The 19222-nt window shown below is 36.3% G+C and carries 15 protein-coding genes and 13 tRNA genes; 27 read left to right on the top strand and 1 reads right to left on the bottom strand.

The annotated features are described in order from the left end of the window. Window positions 1-109 precede the first annotated feature (109 nt). From FNE73_RS06580 to FNE73_RS06545, 8 genes are all read left to right on the top strand, one after another. Window positions 110-1315 carry an HD domain-containing protein gene (locus tag FNE73_RS06580; protein WP_143883971.1) on the top strand — a complete coding sequence of 402 codons (1206 nt, stop codon included), beginning with the start codon at window positions 110-112 and terminating at the stop codon, window positions 1313-1315. Window positions 1316-1403: 88 nt separating this feature from the next. Continuing rightward, entirely contained in the window at window positions 1404-2435 is a 1032-nt protein-coding gene (gene lpxD, locus FNE73_RS06575) for a UDP-3-O-(3-hydroxymyristoyl)glucosamine N-acyltransferase (RefSeq protein WP_143883970.1), read from the top strand. Next, entirely contained in the window at window positions 2428-3825 is a 1398-nt protein-coding gene (locus tag FNE73_RS06570; protein WP_143883969.1) for a bifunctional UDP-3-O-[3-hydroxymyristoyl] N-acetylglucosamine deacetylase/3-hydroxyacyl-ACP dehydratase, read from the top strand. The genes lpxD and FNE73_RS06570 overlap by 8 nt, the downstream gene beginning before the upstream one ends. Next, entirely contained in the window at window positions 3826-4614 is a 789-nt protein-coding gene (gene lpxA / locus FNE73_RS06565) for an acyl-ACP--UDP-N-acetylglucosamine O-acyltransferase (RefSeq protein ID WP_089743099.1), read from the top strand. 113 nt (window positions 4615-4727) lie between these two features. Further along, window positions 4728-5291 carry an elongation factor P gene (efp, locus tag FNE73_RS06560; RefSeq protein WP_143883968.1) on the top strand — a complete coding sequence of 188 codons (564 nt, stop codon included), beginning with the start codon at window positions 4728-4730 and terminating at the stop codon, window positions 5289-5291. A gap of 215 nt (window positions 5292-5506) precedes the next feature. Beyond that, window positions 5507-6409 (top strand): UDP-3-O-(3-hydroxymyristoyl)glucosamine N-acyltransferase, encoded by a 903-nt coding sequence (locus tag FNE73_RS06555; RefSeq protein ID WP_143883967.1) that lies wholly within the window; start codon window positions 5507-5509, stop codon window positions 6407-6409. Between the two features lie 92 nt (window positions 6410-6501). Then, window positions 6502-7374, top strand: coding sequence for a succinate--CoA ligase subunit alpha (gene sucD / locus FNE73_RS06550; RefSeq protein ID WP_143883966.1), 873 nt, complete (start codon window positions 6502-6504; stop codon window positions 7372-7374). A gap of 17 nt (window positions 7375-7391) precedes the next feature. Continuing rightward, the gene (locus FNE73_RS06545; protein ID WP_143883965.1) at window positions 7392-8036 is read left to right on the top strand and encodes a porin family protein; all 645 of its coding nucleotides are present in this window, start codon (window positions 7392-7394) and stop codon (window positions 8034-8036) included. A 374-nt stretch (window positions 8037-8410) separates the two neighbouring features. Here the strand turns inward: FNE73_RS06545 and FNE73_RS06540 are convergent, their stop codons facing one another. Further along, complete coding sequence (locus FNE73_RS06540; RefSeq protein WP_143883964.1) at window positions 8411-10483, bottom strand: alpha-ketoacid dehydrogenase subunit alpha/beta; 2073 nt, start codon at window positions 10481-10483, stop codon at window positions 8411-8413. An 884-nt stretch (window positions 10484-11367) separates the two neighbouring features. Here FNE73_RS06540 and FNE73_RS06530 point away from each other — a divergent pair. The 19 genes from FNE73_RS06530 to FNE73_RS06450 all read left to right on the top strand — a co-directional run bounded on the left by FNE73_RS06530 (window position 11368) and on the right by FNE73_RS06450 (window position 19104). Continuing rightward, window positions 11368-11440: transfer RNA gene (locus FNE73_RS06530), tRNA-His, on the top strand. A gap of 8 nt (window positions 11441-11448) precedes the next feature. Beyond that, window positions 11449-11522: transfer RNA gene (locus FNE73_RS06525), tRNA-Ile, on the top strand. 95 nt (window positions 11523-11617) lie between these two features. Further along, window positions 11618-11691, top strand: a tRNA-Lys gene (locus FNE73_RS06520). Between the two features lie 4 nt (window positions 11692-11695). Continuing rightward, a tRNA-Arg gene (locus FNE73_RS06515) sits at window positions 11696-11819 on the top strand. Window positions 11820-12018: 199 nt separating this feature from the next. Further along, window positions 12019-12090: transfer RNA gene (locus tag FNE73_RS16700), tRNA-Pro, on the top strand. Window positions 12091-12096: 6 nt separating this feature from the next. Beyond that, window positions 12097-12171 (top strand) — tRNA-Glu (locus FNE73_RS06510). A 5-nt stretch (window positions 12172-12176) separates the two neighbouring features. After that, a tRNA-Asn gene (locus FNE73_RS06505) sits at window positions 12177-12248 on the top strand. 294 nt (window positions 12249-12542) lie between these two features. Next, window positions 12543-12624: transfer RNA gene (locus tag FNE73_RS16695), tRNA-Cys, on the top strand. 471 nt (window positions 12625-13095) lie between these two features. Beyond that, window positions 13096-13168 (top strand) — tRNA-Glu (locus tag FNE73_RS06500). 246 nt (window positions 13169-13414) lie between these two features. Next, a tRNA-Leu gene (locus FNE73_RS06495) sits at window positions 13415-13487 on the top strand. Between the two features lie 90 nt (window positions 13488-13577). Next, window positions 13578-13650, top strand: a tRNA-Phe gene (locus FNE73_RS06490). Between the two features lie 6 nt (window positions 13651-13656). Then, window positions 13657-13729: transfer RNA gene (locus FNE73_RS06485), tRNA-Gln, on the top strand. A 7-nt stretch (window positions 13730-13736) separates the two neighbouring features. Further along, window positions 13737-13807 (top strand) — tRNA-Trp (locus tag FNE73_RS06480). 128 nt (window positions 13808-13935) lie between these two features. After that, window positions 13936-14421, top strand: coding sequence for a ribonuclease H-like YkuK family protein (locus FNE73_RS06475; RefSeq protein ID WP_143883962.1), 486 nt, complete (start codon window positions 13936-13938; stop codon window positions 14419-14421). 118 nt (window positions 14422-14539) lie between these two features. Beyond that, entirely contained in the window at window positions 14540-15316 is a 777-nt protein-coding gene (locus FNE73_RS06470; protein ID WP_143883961.1) for an ATP-grasp domain-containing protein, read from the top strand. 11 nt (window positions 15317-15327) lie between these two features. Beyond that, the gene (locus tag FNE73_RS06465; RefSeq protein ID WP_143883960.1) at window positions 15328-15699 is read left to right on the top strand and encodes a cyclic-phosphate processing receiver domain-containing protein; all 372 of its coding nucleotides are present in this window, start codon (window positions 15328-15330) and stop codon (window positions 15697-15699) included. 11 nt (window positions 15700-15710) lie between these two features. Continuing rightward, on the top strand, window positions 15711-16727 hold the full coding sequence (locus FNE73_RS06460) for an RNA ligase, Rnl2 family (RefSeq protein WP_143883959.1): 1017 nt from the start codon (window positions 15711-15713) through the stop codon (window positions 16725-16727). Between the two features lie 178 nt (window positions 16728-16905). Beyond that, on the top strand, window positions 16906-17454 hold the full coding sequence (locus FNE73_RS06455) for a 3'-5' exonuclease (RefSeq protein ID WP_143883958.1): 549 nt from the start codon (window positions 16906-16908) through the stop codon (window positions 17452-17454). A gap of 132 nt (window positions 17455-17586) precedes the next feature. Further along, the gene (locus tag FNE73_RS06450) at window positions 17587-19104 is read left to right on the top strand and encodes a TROVE domain-containing protein (protein ID WP_143883957.1); all 1518 of its coding nucleotides are present in this window, start codon (window positions 17587-17589) and stop codon (window positions 19102-19104) included. The last annotated feature ends 118 nt before the right edge of the window (window positions 19105-19222 follow it).

Raw genomic sequence — 19222 nt, 5'->3', positions numbered from 1 at the left:
TAAATATTGTAATCTTAAAGGATGCAAATTAAATTGTAGTAATAATAATCTTCACCATGGCTGTTTTTGGCTTTAAAAGGTTAATTTTGCATACTTCATCCTAATTTCTATGCAGAACAAGCTTAAAATCATCAACGATCCTGTACACGGTTTTATAAAAATTCCTCACGAAATTCTTTTTGATGTAATTGAGCATCCGTATTTCCAAAGATTAAGGAGAATTTCACAAACAGGTCTTCTTAACCTTATTTTTCCGGGAGCAACACATACAAGATTTCATCATGCTATTGGAGCGATGCATCTTATGTTTACTGCTTTAGAGACTTTAAAGCAAAAAGGAGTAAAAATTTCAGAAGATGAAGAAAAAGGAGCCATGTTGGCAATTTTAATGCACGACATTGGGCATGGTCCTTTTTCACACGCATTAGAAAGCATGCTCATGGATGACTGGCATCATGAAAATCTTTCTCTGTTGTTGATGAACAGGCTGAATGATGAATTTGAAGGACAGCTGTCGGTCGCAATTCAGATGTTTCAGGGCAAATATCACAGGAAATTTTTCAATCAGTTAATTAGCTCTCAACTGGATGTTGACAGATTAGATTATCTGAACCGAGACAGCTTTTTTACCGGTGTTTCTGAAGGAAATATTAATACCCAAAGAATTATTTCCATGATGAATGTCTGTGAAGATGAGCTGGTAATTGATGCTAAAGGAGTTTATTCCATTGAAAATTTTTTAACGGCAAGAATGTTTATGTATTGGCAGGTTTACTATCATAAGACATCAGCTTTGGCCGAATTTATTTTGGTGAAAATTTTAGAAAGAGCTAAATATTTAACTTCTCAGGGAATAGATCTGCCTTCAACGGAAAATTTGAGATATTTTCTGAACAGAGGTAAATCTGCAGCTACAGAAGAAGATATTCTGCGTTTTACTGAGCTGGATGATAATGACATTATTCAGGCTATGAAACTATGGCAGACTGCAGATGATTTTATTTCGTCTTACTGGTGCAGATGTGTGGTCAAGAGAAATCTTCCCAAAACAATTATTTCTTCCAGACCATTTGAACAGGATTTTATTAATGAAAAAATAAAAATCAGCAACGAATTTTTCGGAATTGATAATGCAGGAGAATTGGTGAATGAAATACAAAGAGAACTCAGACCTTATAATACAGAAAAACAGCCTATTTATCTCTTGCAGAAAAGCGGTAAAATCATCAAGCTGAACGAGTCGGAAGATCAGCTTTTATCAGGGTTGATTATGAATAAAACGAGGAGATATATTCTTGCTTTTCCTAGAATATAATTTGTTTTTTCATAAATATTCTTAAAAACGACCTGCCGTAAATTAAAAAAATGTTTGCGAATTACAGAATTTCTTATCTTTGCAGAATATGGAATTTACAGCTTCGCAGATTGCAAGTTTTATTGATGGAAAAATTATAGGTGATGCGAACTCACTTATAACGGGCGTTTCTCCTATTGAGAGCGGTGAAAAAGGGCATCTTTCGTTTATTGCTCAGGATCGTTTTGCTCATCATCTCGAAACTTCAAAATGTTCTGTTCTTATCGTAAGTGAGAAACTCATTACCAAAAGTCAGTACAATTCAACTATTATTTCGGTAAAAGATGCTTATCTTTCTTTTCAGATTCTGATGAATCTTTATCAGGAAATGCAGGGGAGGAGAGAAGGTATTGAAGATGGCTCTTCTATTCATGATACTGCCGTTATTGGCGAGAAAGTTTATATTGGCGCATTTACTTATGTTTCTCAAAAAGCTAAAATTGGTGACGGAACTCAGATTTTCCCACAAGTTTACATTGGAAAAGGTGTTAAAATAGGAAAAAACTGTAAAATTGACAGTGGAGCAAGGATATATGATTACTGCATCATTGGTGACAATTGTGTTATACATTCCAATACAGTGATTGGTGGTGATGGTTTTGGTTTTCAGCCAACTCCGGAAGGCTTTCAGAAAATTCCTCAACTGGGTAATGTAATCATTGAAGATAATGTTGAAATTGGTTCTAACTGCAGTATCGACCGTGCAACAATAGGATCCACAGTGATTGGTAAAGGAACCAAAATAGATAATTTAATACAGATTGCTCACAACGTAAAAATCGGAGCCAATAATGTAATTGCAGCTCAGGCAGGAATTGCAGGTTCTACAACCATAGGTGACTGGAATCAGATTGGAGGACAGGTGGGAATCGTGGGACACATCAAAATCGGAAATCAGGTGAAAATTCAGGCGCAGAGCGGTGTAAACTCCAGTGTGAATGACAGAGAAACAATGTACGGATCACCTGCGATCAGCTATAATGATTATTTGAGAAGCTATGTGCATTTCAGAAATCTTCCGGAAATTGTAAAAAGAATAAATAATCTTGAGAATAACTCAAAAGATAAAACTAATGAGTGATATGCAAAAAACCCTTCAGGAAGAGGTTTCTCTTTCTGGAATAGGTCTTCATACGGGTAAAGAAGTAAAACTAACCATTAAGCCTGCTAAAGAAAATACAGGTTTTGTTTTTGTAAGAACAGATCTGGAAGGACATCCGCAGGTTGAAGCAGACGTAAACTACGTTGTAGCTACAGAAAGAGGAACTACCCTTGAAAAACTGGGCGTAAAAATCAATACCTGCGAACATCTTTTAGCAGCTTTGGTAGGCTGTGATATAGATAATGCAATTCTGGAAATGAATGCTTCTGAGCCACCTATTTTAGATGGTTCATCAAAGTTTTTTGTAGAAGCTATTGAAAGCGTTGGTGTTGTAGAACAAAATACGGCAAGAGAATACCTTGTAGTAAAAGAAGTTCTCAGCTACAGTGATCCTGCTACAGGTTCAGAAATAACCATCATTCCTTCAGATACTTATGAAGTAACTACAATGGTTGATTTCGGAACTAAAGTTTTGGGAACTCAAAATGCTACTCTGAAAAATATTTGTGAATTTAAAGAAGAAATTTCCTCAGCAAGAACATTCAGCTTCCTGCACGAACTGGAAATGCTTTTGGATCATGGACTAATCAAAGGCGGAGATATATCGAATGCTATTGTTTACGTGGACAAAGATCTCACTCCTGAAACTACAGAAAAACTTAAAAAAGCCTTCGGAAAAGATAATGTTTCTATCAGACCGAACGGAATTTTAGATAATTTGACTTTAAATTATCCTAACGAAGCGGCAAGACACAAGTTACTTGATGTGATTGGTGATTTAGCTTTGGCAGGAGTGAAAATTAAAGGAAAAGTAATTGCCAACAAGCCGGGACATTTTGTCAATACACAGTTTGCAAAAAAACTAAACCGACAGTGGAAATTACAGAAAAAGAAAAACGTTCCGGATTTTGATTTAACAAAAGAACCGGTTTTTGACATCAACGGTATTATGAAACTTATGCCGCACCGTTATCCGTTTTTGTTGATTGATAAGGTTTTAGAACTTTCAGATTCTCACGTTGTAGGATTAAAAAATGTAACTTTTAATGAGCCTTTTTTCATCGGGCATTTTCCGAAAGAGCCTGTAATGCCGGGAGTTTTGCAGGTGGAAGCATTGGCACAGACAGGAGGTATTCTTGTTTTGGCAAGCGTTCCGGATCCGGAAAACTATTCAACTTATTTCATTAAGATTGATAAGGTGAAATTCAAAAGAAAAGTAGTTCCGGGTGATACAATGATTTTTAAAATTGAACTGATGGAACCTATCAGAAGAGGTATTGTTCACATGCAGGGTTACGGATACGTAGGAGATACAGTTGCGGTGGAGGCCGAATTAATGGCTCAGGTTGCAAAAAATAAAATTGATTAAATGATTCATCAGTTAGCAGCCGTTGATAAGCGTGCAAAAATCAGCAAAAACGTAGTTGTAGAACCTTTTACAACCATTGCAGGTGATGTGGAAATAGGTGAGGGAACCTGGATAGGATCGAATGTAACCATCATGGATGGAGCGAGAATAGGCAAAAACTGCAGGATTTTTCCGGGAACCGTAATTTCAGCAATTCCTCAGGATTTAAAATTTGACGGAGAAGATACACAGACGATAATTGGTGACGAAACCACCATCAGAGAATGTGTAACGGTAAACAGAGGGACAAAAGCTTTGGGCTTTACAAAAATAGGTGCCAATTGTTTAATTATGGCGACATCCCATATTGCTCACGATTGCGTGATTGGTGATAATGTCATCATTGTAAATGGATGCGGTATTGCAGGTCATGTAGAAATTGGTGATTATACGGTAATGGGAGGTTTATCTGCGGTACATCAGTTCGGCAAAATTGGTAAACACGTCATGATTTCCGGAGGAACTTTGGTAAGAAAAGACATTCCGCCTTATGTGAAAGTTGCGAGAGAACCTATGTCGTATGCAGGAATCAATTCGGTAGGATTAAGAAGAAGAGGATTTTCCAATGAGAAAATTTTCGAAATCCAGAAAATCTACAGAGCCATATTCCAGATGAAAATGAATGTTTCTCAGGCAGTTTCATATATCGAAAAGGAAATGCTGCCTACTGCTGAAAGAGACGAAATTCTTCAGTTTATCCAAAATTCGCCGAGAGGTATTGTAAAAGGATACGGAACAGGTAAAGAGTAATGCTTTTCACTAATTCTTGAGAATCCCAATCAAAAAAAAGGAAATATAATATTAAACATACATCATCGGATTTGAGCCAAAAACTTTAACCCGAAACTTTTAAACAAAAAATAATGGCAACAAGTAACGATATCAGAAAAGGTCTTTGTATAGAATACAGTAATGATATTTTTAAAGTAATCGAATTTCTTCACGTAAAACCGGGTAAAGGACCTGCTTTCGTAAGAACTAAACTAAAATCAGTAACCAACGGTAAAGTAATCGACAATACGTTTTCTGCAGGTCATAAGATTGACGAAGTGAAAGTAATCACAAGAAAATTCCAATATCTTTATGATGATGAGAATGGTTTTCACTTTATGAATAATGAAGATTTTTCGCAGTTATATCTAAACAAAGAGATGATTGAAAATTCAAATCTGATGAAAGCTGGCGAAGAAGTTACCATTATCCTTAAGGAGGCAGATGAAACGCCGCTTTCTGCTGAATTACCACAGTCTGTTTATTTGGAAGTTGTGGAAGCAGATCCGGGAGTGAAAGGAAATACAGCAACCAATGCATTGAAAAACGCTATCGTTGAGACAGGAGCAAGAGTAATGGTTCCTTTATTCATTGAGCCGGGAGACAAAATCAAAGTAAGTACAGAAGACGGTTCTTATTTGGAAAGAGTGAAGTAATCATCTTACAATATCGTGAAGCTGGAAGCTAATAGCTTTCAGCTTTCATTTTTTTATGGCAGCTTTTTCCGTCCTCCGTTCCCGCTTTTTGCCTCCGCTTCGCTCCGGCAAAAAGAGCTCCACTCAGGCCGGGCTGCAAAGTCAAACAGCAAAGAACTATGTTAAGAATCAAAACCTTAATATGGTTGATTTAACTAAACATCATTTTTAAGAATATGACGTTTCATCATCCACAAAAACTTAAAACAATTGCTGATCTTATCGGAGCAAAATTTATTGGCTCAGAAGATTTTGAAGTTTTAGGAACCAACGAAATTCACAGAGTAAAACCCGGCGAAATTGTTTTCGTCAATCATCCAAAGTATTACGATAAAGCACTGAATTCTGCTGCAACTATAATTCTTATTGATAAAGAAGTAGAATGTCCGGAAGGAAAAGCTCTTCTGATTTCTGATGACCCTTTCAGAGATTTCAATAAGATCAATACCCATTTTACCAGAATTTCAAACTTCACAGAAGAACTGCACGACGTAAAAATAGGAGAAGGTACAAAAATTCATTCTTCTGCAGTAATTGGAAATAACGTAAAAATTGGGAAGAATACCCTTGTCTTTCCGAATGTAGTAATTGGTGACAGAACGGTAATTGGTGATAATGTGGTCATTCAGTCCAACACAGTTTTAGGTGGTGATGCATTTTATTACAGAAAACTCAACGGGAACTTCGACCGTTTAATCTCCGTAGGAAACGTAATTATTGAAAATAATGTAGAAATAGGAAATGGCTGTACCATTGACAGAGGCGTTACAGATTCTACCATTATCGGAGAAGGTTCTGTTTTAGATAATCAGATTCAGATTGGTCATGATACGGTGATTGGCAAAAGATGTTTGATTGCTTCGCAGGTTGGTGTAGCAGGGTGTTGTATTATCGGTGATGAGGTTACTTTATGGGGTCAAGTTGGTATCGCATCAGGCAACCATATCGAAAGTGGTTCTGTACTTTTAGGCAAAACAGGAGTCAACCGTGATCTAAAAAAAGGGACTTATATCGGGATGTTTGCAGAAGATTTTAAAACGTATCTGAAAAAAGAAGTTAAGCTGAGGAATCTTGGGTAAACTAATTGCTCATATTTATTTATAATCAAAGAAAAATAAGTAAATTTGTGAGCGTTAATAAATCAGAAAAAATAAATTAAAACAACAATAAAATGTCAATTTTAGTAAACAAAGATTCTAAAGTAATTGTACAGGGATTTACAGGTAACGAAGGTACTTTCCATGCTGGTCAGATGATTGAGTACGGAACCAACGTAGTAGGTGGTGTTACTCCTGGTAAAGGAGGAAGCGAGCATTTAGGTAAGCCGGTATTCAACACCGTAGCTGATGCTGTTGAAAAAGCAGGAGCAAACGTGAGTATTATTTTCGTTCCGCCAGCATTTGCTGCAGATGCTATTATGGAAGCTGCTGAGGCAGGTATCAAAGTTATTGTATGTATTACTGAAGGTATTCCTGTTGCAGATATGGTTAAAGTAAAATCTTATATCGCTGATAAAGATTGTAGATTAATCGGTCCTAACTGCCCTGGTATTATTACTTCTGAAGAAGCTAAAATTGGTATTATGCCTGGTTTCGTTTTCAAAAAAGGAAAAGTTGGAATCGTTTCAAAATCAGGAACTTTAACGTATGAAGCTGCAGATCAGGTGGTAAAAGCCGGTTACGGTGTTTCTACAGCTATCGGAATTGGTGGTGACCCGATTATCGGAACTACAACGAGAGAAGCTTTAGAATTATTTATCAATGATCCTGAGACTGAAGCAGTTGTAATGATTGGAGAAATTGGTGGTGGTCTTGAGGCTGAAGCTGCGAGATGGTATAAGGCGAGTGGTTCTACAAAACCTGTTGTAGGTTTTATAGCAGGACAAACTGCTCCTAAAGGAAGAACGATGGGACACGCTGGTGCAATTGTTGGAGGTGCAGAAGATACCGCACAGGCTAAAATGGAAATCATGAGAGAAAACGGTATCAATGTAGTAGATTCCCCTGCTGATATTGGTGCAACTGTTGCAAGAATTTTAGGTTAATTTTAAGCATTGATGATATGAAAAAAATTTTATTAACCACAACATTGGCATTATCTATTTCCTCATTTGCTCAGATTGATCTGAGAGGAACAAGATTTGGTCTTACTGCAGGTGGGAACTATTCCAGAGTAAAAAATGCACACAATCCTTCAGGCGCACGCTTTGCTTTTCAGGGTGGTGTTTTGGCGCTTATTCCATTGGGAAGTGATGACCAGTTCTACATTCAGCCCGAAGTAGTCTATTATGGTGCCGGAGAATCAGGAAAAGACAAAGACGCAAAAGGTTCTAAAGGATATAACGCAATGTATGCGAACAATTATATCAGTGTTCCGGTATCTTTTAAGGGATACTTTTCTGAAGCAGAATCTGAGTTTTTCGGATTAATTGGTCCAAGATTCAATTTTTTGATTGATCAGAAGGTGACTAACGAATCTCGTGAAATCTACAGAACTGATCAGTTAGGTAAAGCAAAGTCCTTCAACTTCGCAATTGGTGCAGGAATAGGATATAGCTATAAACGACAGCTTGAATTGGCTTTAAAATATGATTTTGGTTTATCAAATACTTATCCTCAGCTTGATGAAAGTAAACTTGATCCAAATTCATCAAAAAAGAAATCTGAGCAGGTTTTGAGTTTAAGCCTAAGCTATATTTTCGAATAGATTTTTTTCAGTCAGAAAAATATAATCCCAAACCTGTAAAGTTTGGGATTTTTTTATGAAGTTGTTTAAAGTAACTTAAAAATTCACTTTGTTGAAACTCCTTTGGATTTTTATCTGTGTAGAAATAATGTTCAAAACCATTCTGCGTTCCGTAGGAACGCTATTTATAAGTATTGAATTTAGATATTTTATTGCAATCCTATGCGCTTGACTTAATTGCTATTATCCTTACACAGGCTCTGCTCCTAAAGGAGCATTTATGATTTTTTTACGATGATTATTCTTTTTACTTTAAACAAAGTTCGCTATAAAATAATTGTTATAAGCATAAAAAAAGCCTTTAAAATTTTTAAAGGCTAAGTATTTTACTTTTATTAATATCTCAACATTTCCTCAATCTTACTGCTCAACTTTTCAGCATTTGGAAGCATTTCTTTTTCTAAAACTAAGTTGATAGGAACAGCAGGAGTATCCAGAGAACCCATTGTTTCAACCGGGGCATCAAGATATTTAAAGCAGTTCTTGGAAATACGGTGTGCAAAAGCTTCTGCAAAAGAATTATTTAGCTGTTCTTCTGTTAGAACGATGCATTTTCCGTGAGCTTTTACTCTTTCAAAAACCAGTTCTTCATCCAAAGGAATTAATGTTCTCAGATCAATTACTTCAACTCTTCCGTTAAAGTTTTTCGCCGCTTCTTTAGCCCAGTAAACCCCCATTCCGTAAGTTACAACTAATAAAGTTCTGCCTTTTTCAGTCTCATTTTTACCCGCTTCAATGATTACTTTTCCTTTCCCGAATGGCAAAATATAATCTTCAGCAGGCTCAATAGTTTTGGCATCTTCGGTTCCGGGAACTTTACTCCAGTAAAGACCTTTATGCTCCAGCATTACGACTGGATTAGGGTCATAATATGCAGCTTTCAGTAGTCCTTTAAAGTCTGCTGCGTTACTTGGATAAGCAATTTTAATTCCTTTAATATTGGCTAAGATACTTTCAACGCTTCCGCTATGATAAGGACCTCCGCCTCCGTAAGCTCCGATAGGAACCCGGATGATATTACTTACAGGGAATTTTCCCTGACTCAAATAGCTTGATTTTGAAATTTCTGTAATCAGCTGATTGATACCCGGATAAATATAATCTGCAAACTGTACTTCAACGATAGGCTTTAATCCAACAGCGCTCATTCCGGTTGTGGAACCAATAATATATGCTTCCTGAATTGCGGTGTTGAAAACTCTTTTACTTCCGAATTTTTTTCCTAGCGTTACAGTTTCACGAAAAACCCCGCCAATTCTTTCACCAACATCCTGTCCGTACAGTAAAGCTTCCGGATGCTTCCACATCAATTCCTGAATAGCGTGAATAGCAGCATCAACCATTACAATTTTTTCTCCGCCTTCCGGTTCACGGGTTCCCACTTCTTCGGTAATCGGAGTTGGAGCAAAAACATGATTCATTACCGTTTCAGGTTTCGGATCTTCTGCTTTTTGAGCTCTATCAAAAGCTTCTTCTGATTCCAGACGGGCTTTTTTAGTCATTTGTTTTAAAAGATCTTCATCTACACCACTTTCCAGAAGATATTTTCTTAAAATTTCCCCGGGATCTTTTGCTCTGTGTTTCACAAGATCTTCTTCATCTCTATAAAATTCTCTTCTTACCCCGGAAGTATGATGCCCTATTAAAACAGTTTTAGCACAAACAACTAAAGGTTTTCTCTCAGTTCGTACAAAATCGACTGCCTTTTTCATGACTTCAAAACTTTCTACGAAGTCAGTTCCGTCAACCCGCATTCTTCCTAGTCCTTCAAAACCTGCCACAAAATCGTAGGCATCACAGGTTCTCGCTTCTTCTTTAGTTACTGAAATTCCCCATTCGTTATCCTGCACAAGGAAAATTATCGGAAGCTGGTGTAATGCAGAAAACTGAAGTGCTTCACTCACTTCACCTTCTGTTACAGAGTTGTCTCCAAGACTGCATATTACAACCGGATTATTTTCAAATTGTTTCAGATTAAAATCCTGAATGTATTTTATCCCTTGTGCAACTCCGGCTGTAGGAATTGTCTGCATACCTGTTGCTGAACTTTGGTGGATAATTTTTGGCATATTTTCATCCCTGCTTGATGGGTGGGAATAATAAGACCTTCCTCCGGAAAATGGGTCGTCAGCTTTTGCTAATAATTGTAGCATAAGCTGATATGGTTCAAAACCAATGCCTAAAAGAATACTTTCATCACGATAATAAGGAGATACCCAATCTTCTTTTTTTAGTTGATAAGCAGTTGCCAGCTGAATAGCCTCATGGCCTCTGGATGTACTGTGAACATACTTACACACATTTCTGTTCTCTTCATAAATGTCTGCCATTGCCTTAGCAAGCATCATATGGTTGTAAGCTTTAAGTAAAATATCCTGTGAAACTTTTTCGTGAAGTGTATTTTCCATAGATAGCAAAGATAGATAAAAAACAAAATACTAACAAGTGTTAGTATTGAGCAAAAGATCGGATACCATTATCTTGCTTACAAGATATTTTGTGGTTTTTAAGCGAGTAAAAAAGCTTTTAAGCAAACCAGCTATTTAGACAAACAAGAATTTATTTATCTTTGCAACCATAAAATAATGACAATACAAAGAGCACATATCAGTTTAAATCTATGCGATCGCCCTGTAGTAAAGGGATCGTTTGGATATGAATGGATGATATCTTATGAGGCGAAATGTGCTTGCTTTGAAAATTATTTACTGTAAACTCGTAAAAATTTTATCAAAATACTGCAAAAACGCCTCAATTACCGAGGTGTTTTTTGTGTTTTTAGAGTAGAAATTATTTAGAATGAAAAAAAATAACCATAAAAGTGAAAAATATTTAATCAACAATGAACAATTAATAAGAAAATAAAGCGTGATCAGTAACCCGATGAGAGACAGTCATTTAGGTATTTAAGACATCTGCAAGACATTGCGGACAGAAATTCTCTATGCTGAAAATTAAGTATAACTAATTGATTTTTAAATAGTTAATTAGAAAATAAATTTGTGAGTTAAAAAAAATCATCTTTACTTTGCAACCGAAAATTAAAAGCAACACGTTTTTAATCATTCAGAAAAACATTTTTAAATAACAAGAATATAATGAGACAATTACATAACATATCTAATCAGTATTCAATACAACACGGACAAAAACCCATGGGGAAAGGATATGCTTGTATTAATCTTCTTGATAGTGAATTTGTGGATAAAAGGTGCTTATATAAATGGGTCAGCTAATGTAGTGACACGTCAAAATATATCAAGCGCCTCCCGAAAAGAGGCGCTTTTTTTATGGTTTCTTTAGCTTATTTGGTAAAGCGCCGGTCTGTGGAACCGGAGAACAGGGTTCGATCCCCGGAGAAACCCAAAATGAAAATCTCATAGCTCAATGGGTTGGAGCATCGGTCTGATACGCCGAAGGTTGAAGGTTCGAGTCCTTCTGGGATTACAAAAATGTGAACAGTCAAATGTGAATTTTGTTTCAAGTGAATTAAAAATTGACAAGCAAAGCGAATTGACGATTGACCATTCACAAATTAAAACAATCTCATAGCTCAAATGGTTAGAGCACCGGTCTTTTAAACCGGGGGTTGAAAGTTCAAATCTTTCTGGGGTTACAAAGATCTCGTAGCTCAATTGGATAGAGCATCGGTTTTCTAAACCGAGGGTTACAGGTTCGAAATACGAAGTATTCGTGAATACCATAAGTGAAATATGAAGTTCATGAACAATCCTGTCGAGGTCACAAAAAAGGTCTATTGAGGTAATGGCTAACCTGCCTGACTGTCGCTCAGGTACTGCGAGTTCGAAATGCAAAGCATTCGTGAACTCAATAGAAAAAAAATATATGCGATAGTGAACAATCTCGCATAGACCGCAAAGATTCACGGAAAATTTTCGATCCGACTGTCTCTCGGAAAAGAAATTGAAGTGAATCTGAAAAACTGGAAAGATAACGGTGGTTGTTTCCCCGCCTTGGACGCGGGAGGTCGCAGGTTCGAACCCTGCTTTCCAGACAATTTGCTCCATTCGTCTAATGGTTTAGGAGACGGCTGCCTTTCGAGCAGTAGATAAGAGTTCGATTCTCTTATGGAGTACAAACGATTTCGTAGCTCAATGGTAGAGCGCCGGTCTGTTAAACCGGAAGTTGAAAGTTCGAGCCTTTCCGGAATCGCAAAAACTAAATGTTAATTGTTTCAAAAGAGAAAAAGAAAAGGCTTGTCGAGAGCAGAAGATCTTTAGCCAAAAACACGATATTATATAGACAGGCTTTTTCTTAACTCATTTTGAAGCGGGATAATGAAAGTTTTAAACATAATATAAATTTTAGATCAGATAAAGTTTGTCAAAGCGCAGAAGTTCTTACATCAAACAAAAATTAAGACAGGCTTTATTTTTTTGATTAGAAGTTAGAGATCTGATATTATCTAAAAACGATCAACCAGCAACCAAAACTAGTTGCAAAAACGATGGTTCGCCGAAGTGGAAGAGTCGGGGCGGTCTGCAAAACCGTTGCGTAAGCTGAGTGGGTTTGAATCCCATAACCATCTCAAATAACTAAAATGAGATTAGTTCCGAAGAAAGAAAAAGTTTGTCGAGCGCAGAAGTTCTTACATCAAACTAAAAATTAAGACAGGCTTTGTTTTTCTTCAAAAATTAAAGATTAAAAAGTTAGTTGGAAAATATTACTGATTACCAATTACTTATTACTCATGAAAAAAGGGAAGTACGCCGAAGTTGGAGAGTCGGGGCAGACAGTAAATCTGTTGCTTCATTGCTGAGTAGGTTCGAAATGCTTAGCATTCGTGAATTCATTAAAAATAAATAAAAAATTCATGAACAATCCTACTACTTCCACCAAACCGCTGATAATGTAATGGCAGCATGCAGGAAATGTACTCTTGTTGTTCAGGTTCGACTCCTGGTCAGATGGTCAAAGAAAAGTGAATGGTAAATAGTCAATTGTCAATTTAAAAAAATGACTGCAAAGAAATTGACGATTAACAATTCACAACAAAAATGCTCTATTCGTCTAACGGTTCAGGACGCCTGCCTTTCGAGCAGAAAACAAGGGTTCGATTCCCTTATAGAGTACTAGGTTAAATGGAAAGAGAAAGGTCTGTCGAGCGTAGAAGATCTTTAAAAAAATATTACAGGCATAGTTTATAAATATAGACAGGCTTTTCTCGGACCTAAAAATATAAGTAATAAGTAATTAGCAATGAGTAATTATTTGAGGTTAATATGAATTGTAAATTTATAGACGGTAATTTTTATTACCAATTACCAATTATCAATTACCAATTACCAATTACCAATTACTCATTACTAATAAAATCCGCGGGAATGGTGGAATTGGCAGACACACTTGATTTAGGCTCAAGGTTTGGGGGTTCGAATCCCTCTTCCCGTACAGAATATGAGTAATAGGTAATAAGCAATGGTTAATAAATTACAGGCAAAAGACATTACTGATTACGAATTACTCATTACCTATAAAATTGGAAGAGTGGTGTAGCAGGTCTGCACGTTAGTCTGAAAAACTAAAGGTACAGGTTCGATTCCTGTCTGTTCCGCAAAACTGATTCATAGTGTAATTGGTCAGCACACAAGACTTTGACTCTTGTTGTTCAGGTTCAAGTCCTGATGAATCAACAAAACTACTTCGATGGTGTAATGGCAGCATCTCAGTCTCCAAAACTGATGGTATTGGTTCGAGTCCGGTTCGGAGTGCAAGAATGTTAATGGTCAATGGTGAATTTGCTTCGCAAGTGAATTTTAAATTGACAATACAATAAATTGACAATTTAAAATTGACATAATTATTAAAATTTAAACAAAACAAAAAACATGTAGAAAGAATGGAAACGCAACAACAAGTATGGCAAAACATGACAGGAAAAATTTTCCAAAACTCTATCACACAGCTGGTAGAAGAAGCCATCATCCGCGAACAGGCAAATGGACATCGACTGAAAGTGTGTGTTGGTTCAGACTCCCACGTTTATGGTGATGCCATCAATTATGCTACGGCAGTAGTATTTATTCGTGAGGGAAAAGGAGCGTTTACCTTTATCAGAAAAGAAAGAGAAATACAGAAGATCAGTATCAAAGAACGTATGCTCAATGAGGTCAACAAATCCGTAGAAATCGCTTATGCAATTTGTTCTATTCTGGAAACTTATGATGTGGAAATGGAGGTACACGCAGACATTAACACCGATCCGGATTTCAAATCCAATGTTGCCTTAAGAGATGCAATGGGATATATTCTGGGAATGGGATATGTATTTAAAGCAAAACCTTACGCATTCGCAAGTTCAAATTGTGCTGATATGATGGTGTGATAAAATAGCTGGAAGTGGGATGATAGAAGATGAAATTTTTTTTAAGTATGAATTTAACTTCCCTCATCTAGCCCCTAGCCTCCATCCAAGAATTAAAAACTTTAAAAAGTTAGTAACCATGTATTTTTTAGTTCAGGCTAATATATATTTAGATCCCGATCATTACAGGATTTTTGATGCTTTGGAAGAGTTAAATATTGATTACAGCGTAATTAATATTCCTCCAACCGCACAAAAAATTGACTTCGAAACAGACCGAAAAGATGTTTTCGTATACGGTTCGGTGACGATTGCAAGATTGGCAAAGCAAAATACAGATTGGTTTCCCGGTTCTTTTTACGGAGGTAATCATTTGTATGAAGTGTATTCCAAATATTATGGTGAAAACCTTCTGAATCACAAAGTTTCCGTTCATAAAATTTCAGAAGAATTGATTTGGAAAAAAGATGAACTCAAATTCATTAAACCATACAATGAAGCTAAAATTTTTACTGGAAAAGCTTTCAATGAAACGGAATGGAAAGATTTTGCTTTTGAAGCATTGGAAAATCAAACCAACAGAATTACAGAAGATTCTTTGGTTCAGATTTCTGAAGCAAAACGGACAATAAAAGAAGCAAGACTTTGGATTATTGGCGGACAGATTATCGATGCAGGATATTATAAATTTAATGATAATGCGCCTTTCGAAGAAAAAGTTTCAGAAGACGGATTGAATTTCGCCAATGAAATGATCCAACTTTTCAATCTTGAAGAAGCTTTTGTAATGGATATTTGTTTAACGGATGAAGGTTGGAAAATTGTTGAAATCAACTGCATCAACAGTTCCGGATTTTATCCCAATACAAACGTGAAAAGTATTATCAAAGCTTTGAATATTTACTTTTCAAATTAAAAAATAAGGAAATGGAAATAACAAAAAGATTACTGTTTCTGGACGATATAAGATATCCGATTGAAGCGTATCATTATACCAAACAGGATATTTTCCTCAGAAAAGACTGGCATATCGTTCGGAATTACGAACAGTTTGTCAGCAGGATTTTGGAAAAAGGACTTCCGGAAATGATCTCTTTTGACCACGACCTTGCCGATGAACATTATTTGGAACCCGATTCTCGGGAATTTGTTGAAAAAACAGGTTACGATTGTGCAAAATGGCTAGTAGAATATTGTATGGATAACTATTTGGATTTCCCACAGTTCTATTGCCATTCCATGAATCCTGTTGGAAAAGAAAATATTGAAAGCCTTTTAAAAAATTTCGAAAAATTTTAAAAATTAAAAAAATGATTTTCAAAACATATAACTCAATAGAAAACGCTTACCAGACCCGCGTGATCGATCAGATCAGGATTCAGGGTTTTGGGGATGAGGTTTTCATTGTGCAGGAGAAGGTTCACGGAGCTAATTTCTCTTTCTTTACCGATGGAAAGGAAATTAAAGTCGGGAAGAGAACTGCTTTCATCGAAAAGGATGAAAAATTCTTCAATGCACATCAGATTTTAGAACGTTACAGAAAAAACGTCATCGAAGTTTTCGAAAAAGTGAAAAATATTCATCCGGATGTTGAAACGGTTGTAATCTACGGTGAATTGTTCGGTGGCGGTTACAAACACAAGGAAGTGGAACCTGTAAAAGATGCGGTGAAAGTTCAGAAAGGTATTGAATATGCAGCTCACAACGAATTTTATGCATTCGACATCAAGCTGAATGGAACTACTTATCTGGATACAGATTTAGTAAACAAAATTTTCGAAGAAACCGGATTTTTCTATGCAAAAATTCTTTTTCAGGGAACTTTGGAAGATGCTTTAAAGTTTCCGAATGTTTTCGATTCTAAAATTCCGGGCTGGCTTAGACTTCCTGAAATTGAGGACAATAAGTGTGAAGGAACCATTGTGAAAACTTTAAAAACCAGATATTTTGGCAACGGCTCAAGAGTCATTTTGAAAAATAAAAATGAAAAATGGATTGAAAAATCTAAAGTAGTAAGAAAACAGGAAAAAACCGTTCAAAAGCAAATCAGCTTTAGCGAAAAAGCTCAGAATATCTGGGAAGAAATCCAAAAATATGCAACTGAAAACAGGCTAAACAACGTGGTCAGCAAAATTGGTGAATTTGAAACCAAAATGGTCGGTAAAGTCATTGGTCTTTTTGCGCAGGATATTTTAGAGGATTTTGAAAAAGATTTTCCGAATGTTTTCACAACAATTGAAAAAGAAGAACAGAAAAGAATCAACAAAAAACTGAATTCTTTAGTGATTGATGTGATAAAAGAAGAGTTGATGATCGTTAAAGTCTAATATTAAAAGTTTAATTCGGAACTTATTATGAACATTTAAAAAAATGAAACCAAAAATCTTTTTCATAGCAGACCGCCTTTTGCTCCGAGAAATTAATAAGCTGGAAGTCTGAAGTCGGGTACCGGAAGTATTTCCGTGCTCTTGAAACTTCCATCTTCAAACCTTTAAAACAAAAATCATGAAAACAACAAACAACATATTAGTTATAGACCTCGAAGCCACATGTTGGGAAGACCGACCGCCGAGAGACCAAGAAAGCGAAATCATAGAAATTGGAGTTTGTATCATGGATGCAAAAACCGGAAAGATTTCCAGAAATGAGGGTGTTTTAGTAAAACCTCAATACTCGAAAGTGAGTCCGTTTTGCACAGAACTGACTTCCATTACACAACAGATGCTTGATGATGAAGGCATTTTGCTGGAAGATGCATTAGATATTCTGAGAGCTGAATATGATTCTGAAAATCTTACCTGGGCAAGTTACGGAAATTACGATCTGAATATGCTTCAGAATCAGGCAAGAAAATTCAAGGTTGATTATCCATTAAGTTATAATCACATCAATGTGAAAACATTATTCGGAGAACTTCATCCAATAAGAAAAAGTATAGGAATGGAAAGAGCTCTTAAAGAATTGAAACTCCCGCTGGAAGGAACCCATCACAGAGGAGTTGATGACGTAAAGAACATTGCCAAGATTCTATTTTGGTGTTTGCAGAGAATCTGATTGAAAAAAAAGAAAATTTATAGCAATTAATTTTACTACGCAAAAACATTGCGCAAAAGCATTCTTACTTTGCATCAGAAATCAGAGAGGAAGTGATAATCTTCTGAAAATGTTTAACAAAAAACAGTAACCATGAAATTTAATTTTTTAAGAAAAGAGAATAAAGTAGTAACGAACTACGAAGGTGCAAAAGCTTATACGATGACACCTGCAGAAGAACTATACAGCGCTGTTGTTACAACAGGATTATCAAACACGACCTATGAAAAAGGAAACGAAAGATTGGCGAGAATTCAGTCTTTGATTACAAAAAATGATCCTGAGTTCGTTGCAAAATTAGCGGTATACGCAAGAAAAGATATGTATTTGCGTTCGATTCCATTGGTTTTGACGACTGAATTGGCAAAACAGACTTCAGGTACAGATTTGGTGAGCAGAACTGTTGACGGTGTAATCCAGAGAGCAGACGAAATCACAGAATTGCTGGCTTATTACCAATTGGCAAACGAAAGAACAGATCTTAAAAAACTGAACAAATTGTCAAAGCAAATCCAAAAAGGTCTGGTAAGGTCTTTCAATAAATTTGATGAATACCAGTTTGCAAAATACAACAGAAAAGCGGAAGTAACTCTGAAAGATGCTTTGTTTCTGGTTCACCCGAAAGCAAAAGACGAAAATCAGCAGTTAATTTTCAATAAAATCGTCAACGATGCGTTAGAAACTCCATATACTTGGGAAGTAGAACTTTCCGTTTTGGGTCAGACCAAATTTGCGGATGATGCCGAAAGAAAATTGGCTTTCAAAAACAAATGGGAAGAACTGATTTTCAGCAACAAACTCGGTTATATGGCAACGTTGAGAAACCTGCGAAACATCTTAGAAGCCAACATTTCTTCAGATGCCATGCAGAAAGTTTGCAGATATTTGTCAGACGAAAAAGCCGTTAGAAACTCAAAACAATTGCCATTCAGATTTTTGGCTGCGTATAGAGAATTGAAAACAATCGATTCAAAATATATTTCATCAATTCTGGAAGCATTGGAAGATGCTGTTTTGGTGAGTGCCAAAAACATCAAAGGTTTTGGTTTCGATACTTCGGTGGTAATCGCGGCAGACGTTTCGGGTTCCATGCAACAGCCGGTTTCTCCGAAATCTAAAGTATTGTTGTACGATATTGGCTTGCTGATGTCGATGATGTTGCAGTCACAGTGCAAAAACGTGGTTTCAGGTATGTTTGGTGACCGTTGGAAAAGAGTTCCGATGCCTAAAAACGGTATTCTGAGAAACGTAGATGCGTTCTACAAAAGAGAAGGTGAGGTAGGTTACTCCACAAATGGTTATCTGGTAATCGAAGATTTACTGAAAAGACGTGAAAAAGTGGATAAAGTAATGTTGTTTACCGATACTCAAATGTGGGATAGCAACGGCGGTAGAAATTCCTTTGAAAACTCTTGGAATCAGTACAAAAGTATCAATCCAAACGCAAAATTGTATATTTTTGATTTGGCAGGTTACGGAAAACAACCGTTGGATGTGAGAAAAAATGATGTCTATCTTATCGCAGGTTGGTCCGACAAAATTTTCGATGTACTGAATGCTTTAGAAGACCGAAAATCTGCAGTAGAAATAATTAAAAAAGTAGTGCTGTAAAAGGCACTGCTTTTAAAAATAAAACTAATAACCAATTTTTTTAGGAGCTTAATCCCGCTTTCCGCTATATCTTTTTCGCCAACGCTTTTTTTCAAAGCCATTTTAGAAAAAGGATGCC

It is taken from the genome of Chryseobacterium binzhouense (assembly GCF_007474545.1).
In the GTDB taxonomy this organism is placed as follows: domain Bacteria; phylum Bacteroidota; class Bacteroidia; order Flavobacteriales; family Weeksellaceae; genus Chryseobacterium; species Chryseobacterium binzhouense.
Note: the sequence above shows the minus strand (reverse complement) of the source record. Positions and strands in the feature narration are given on the sequence as shown.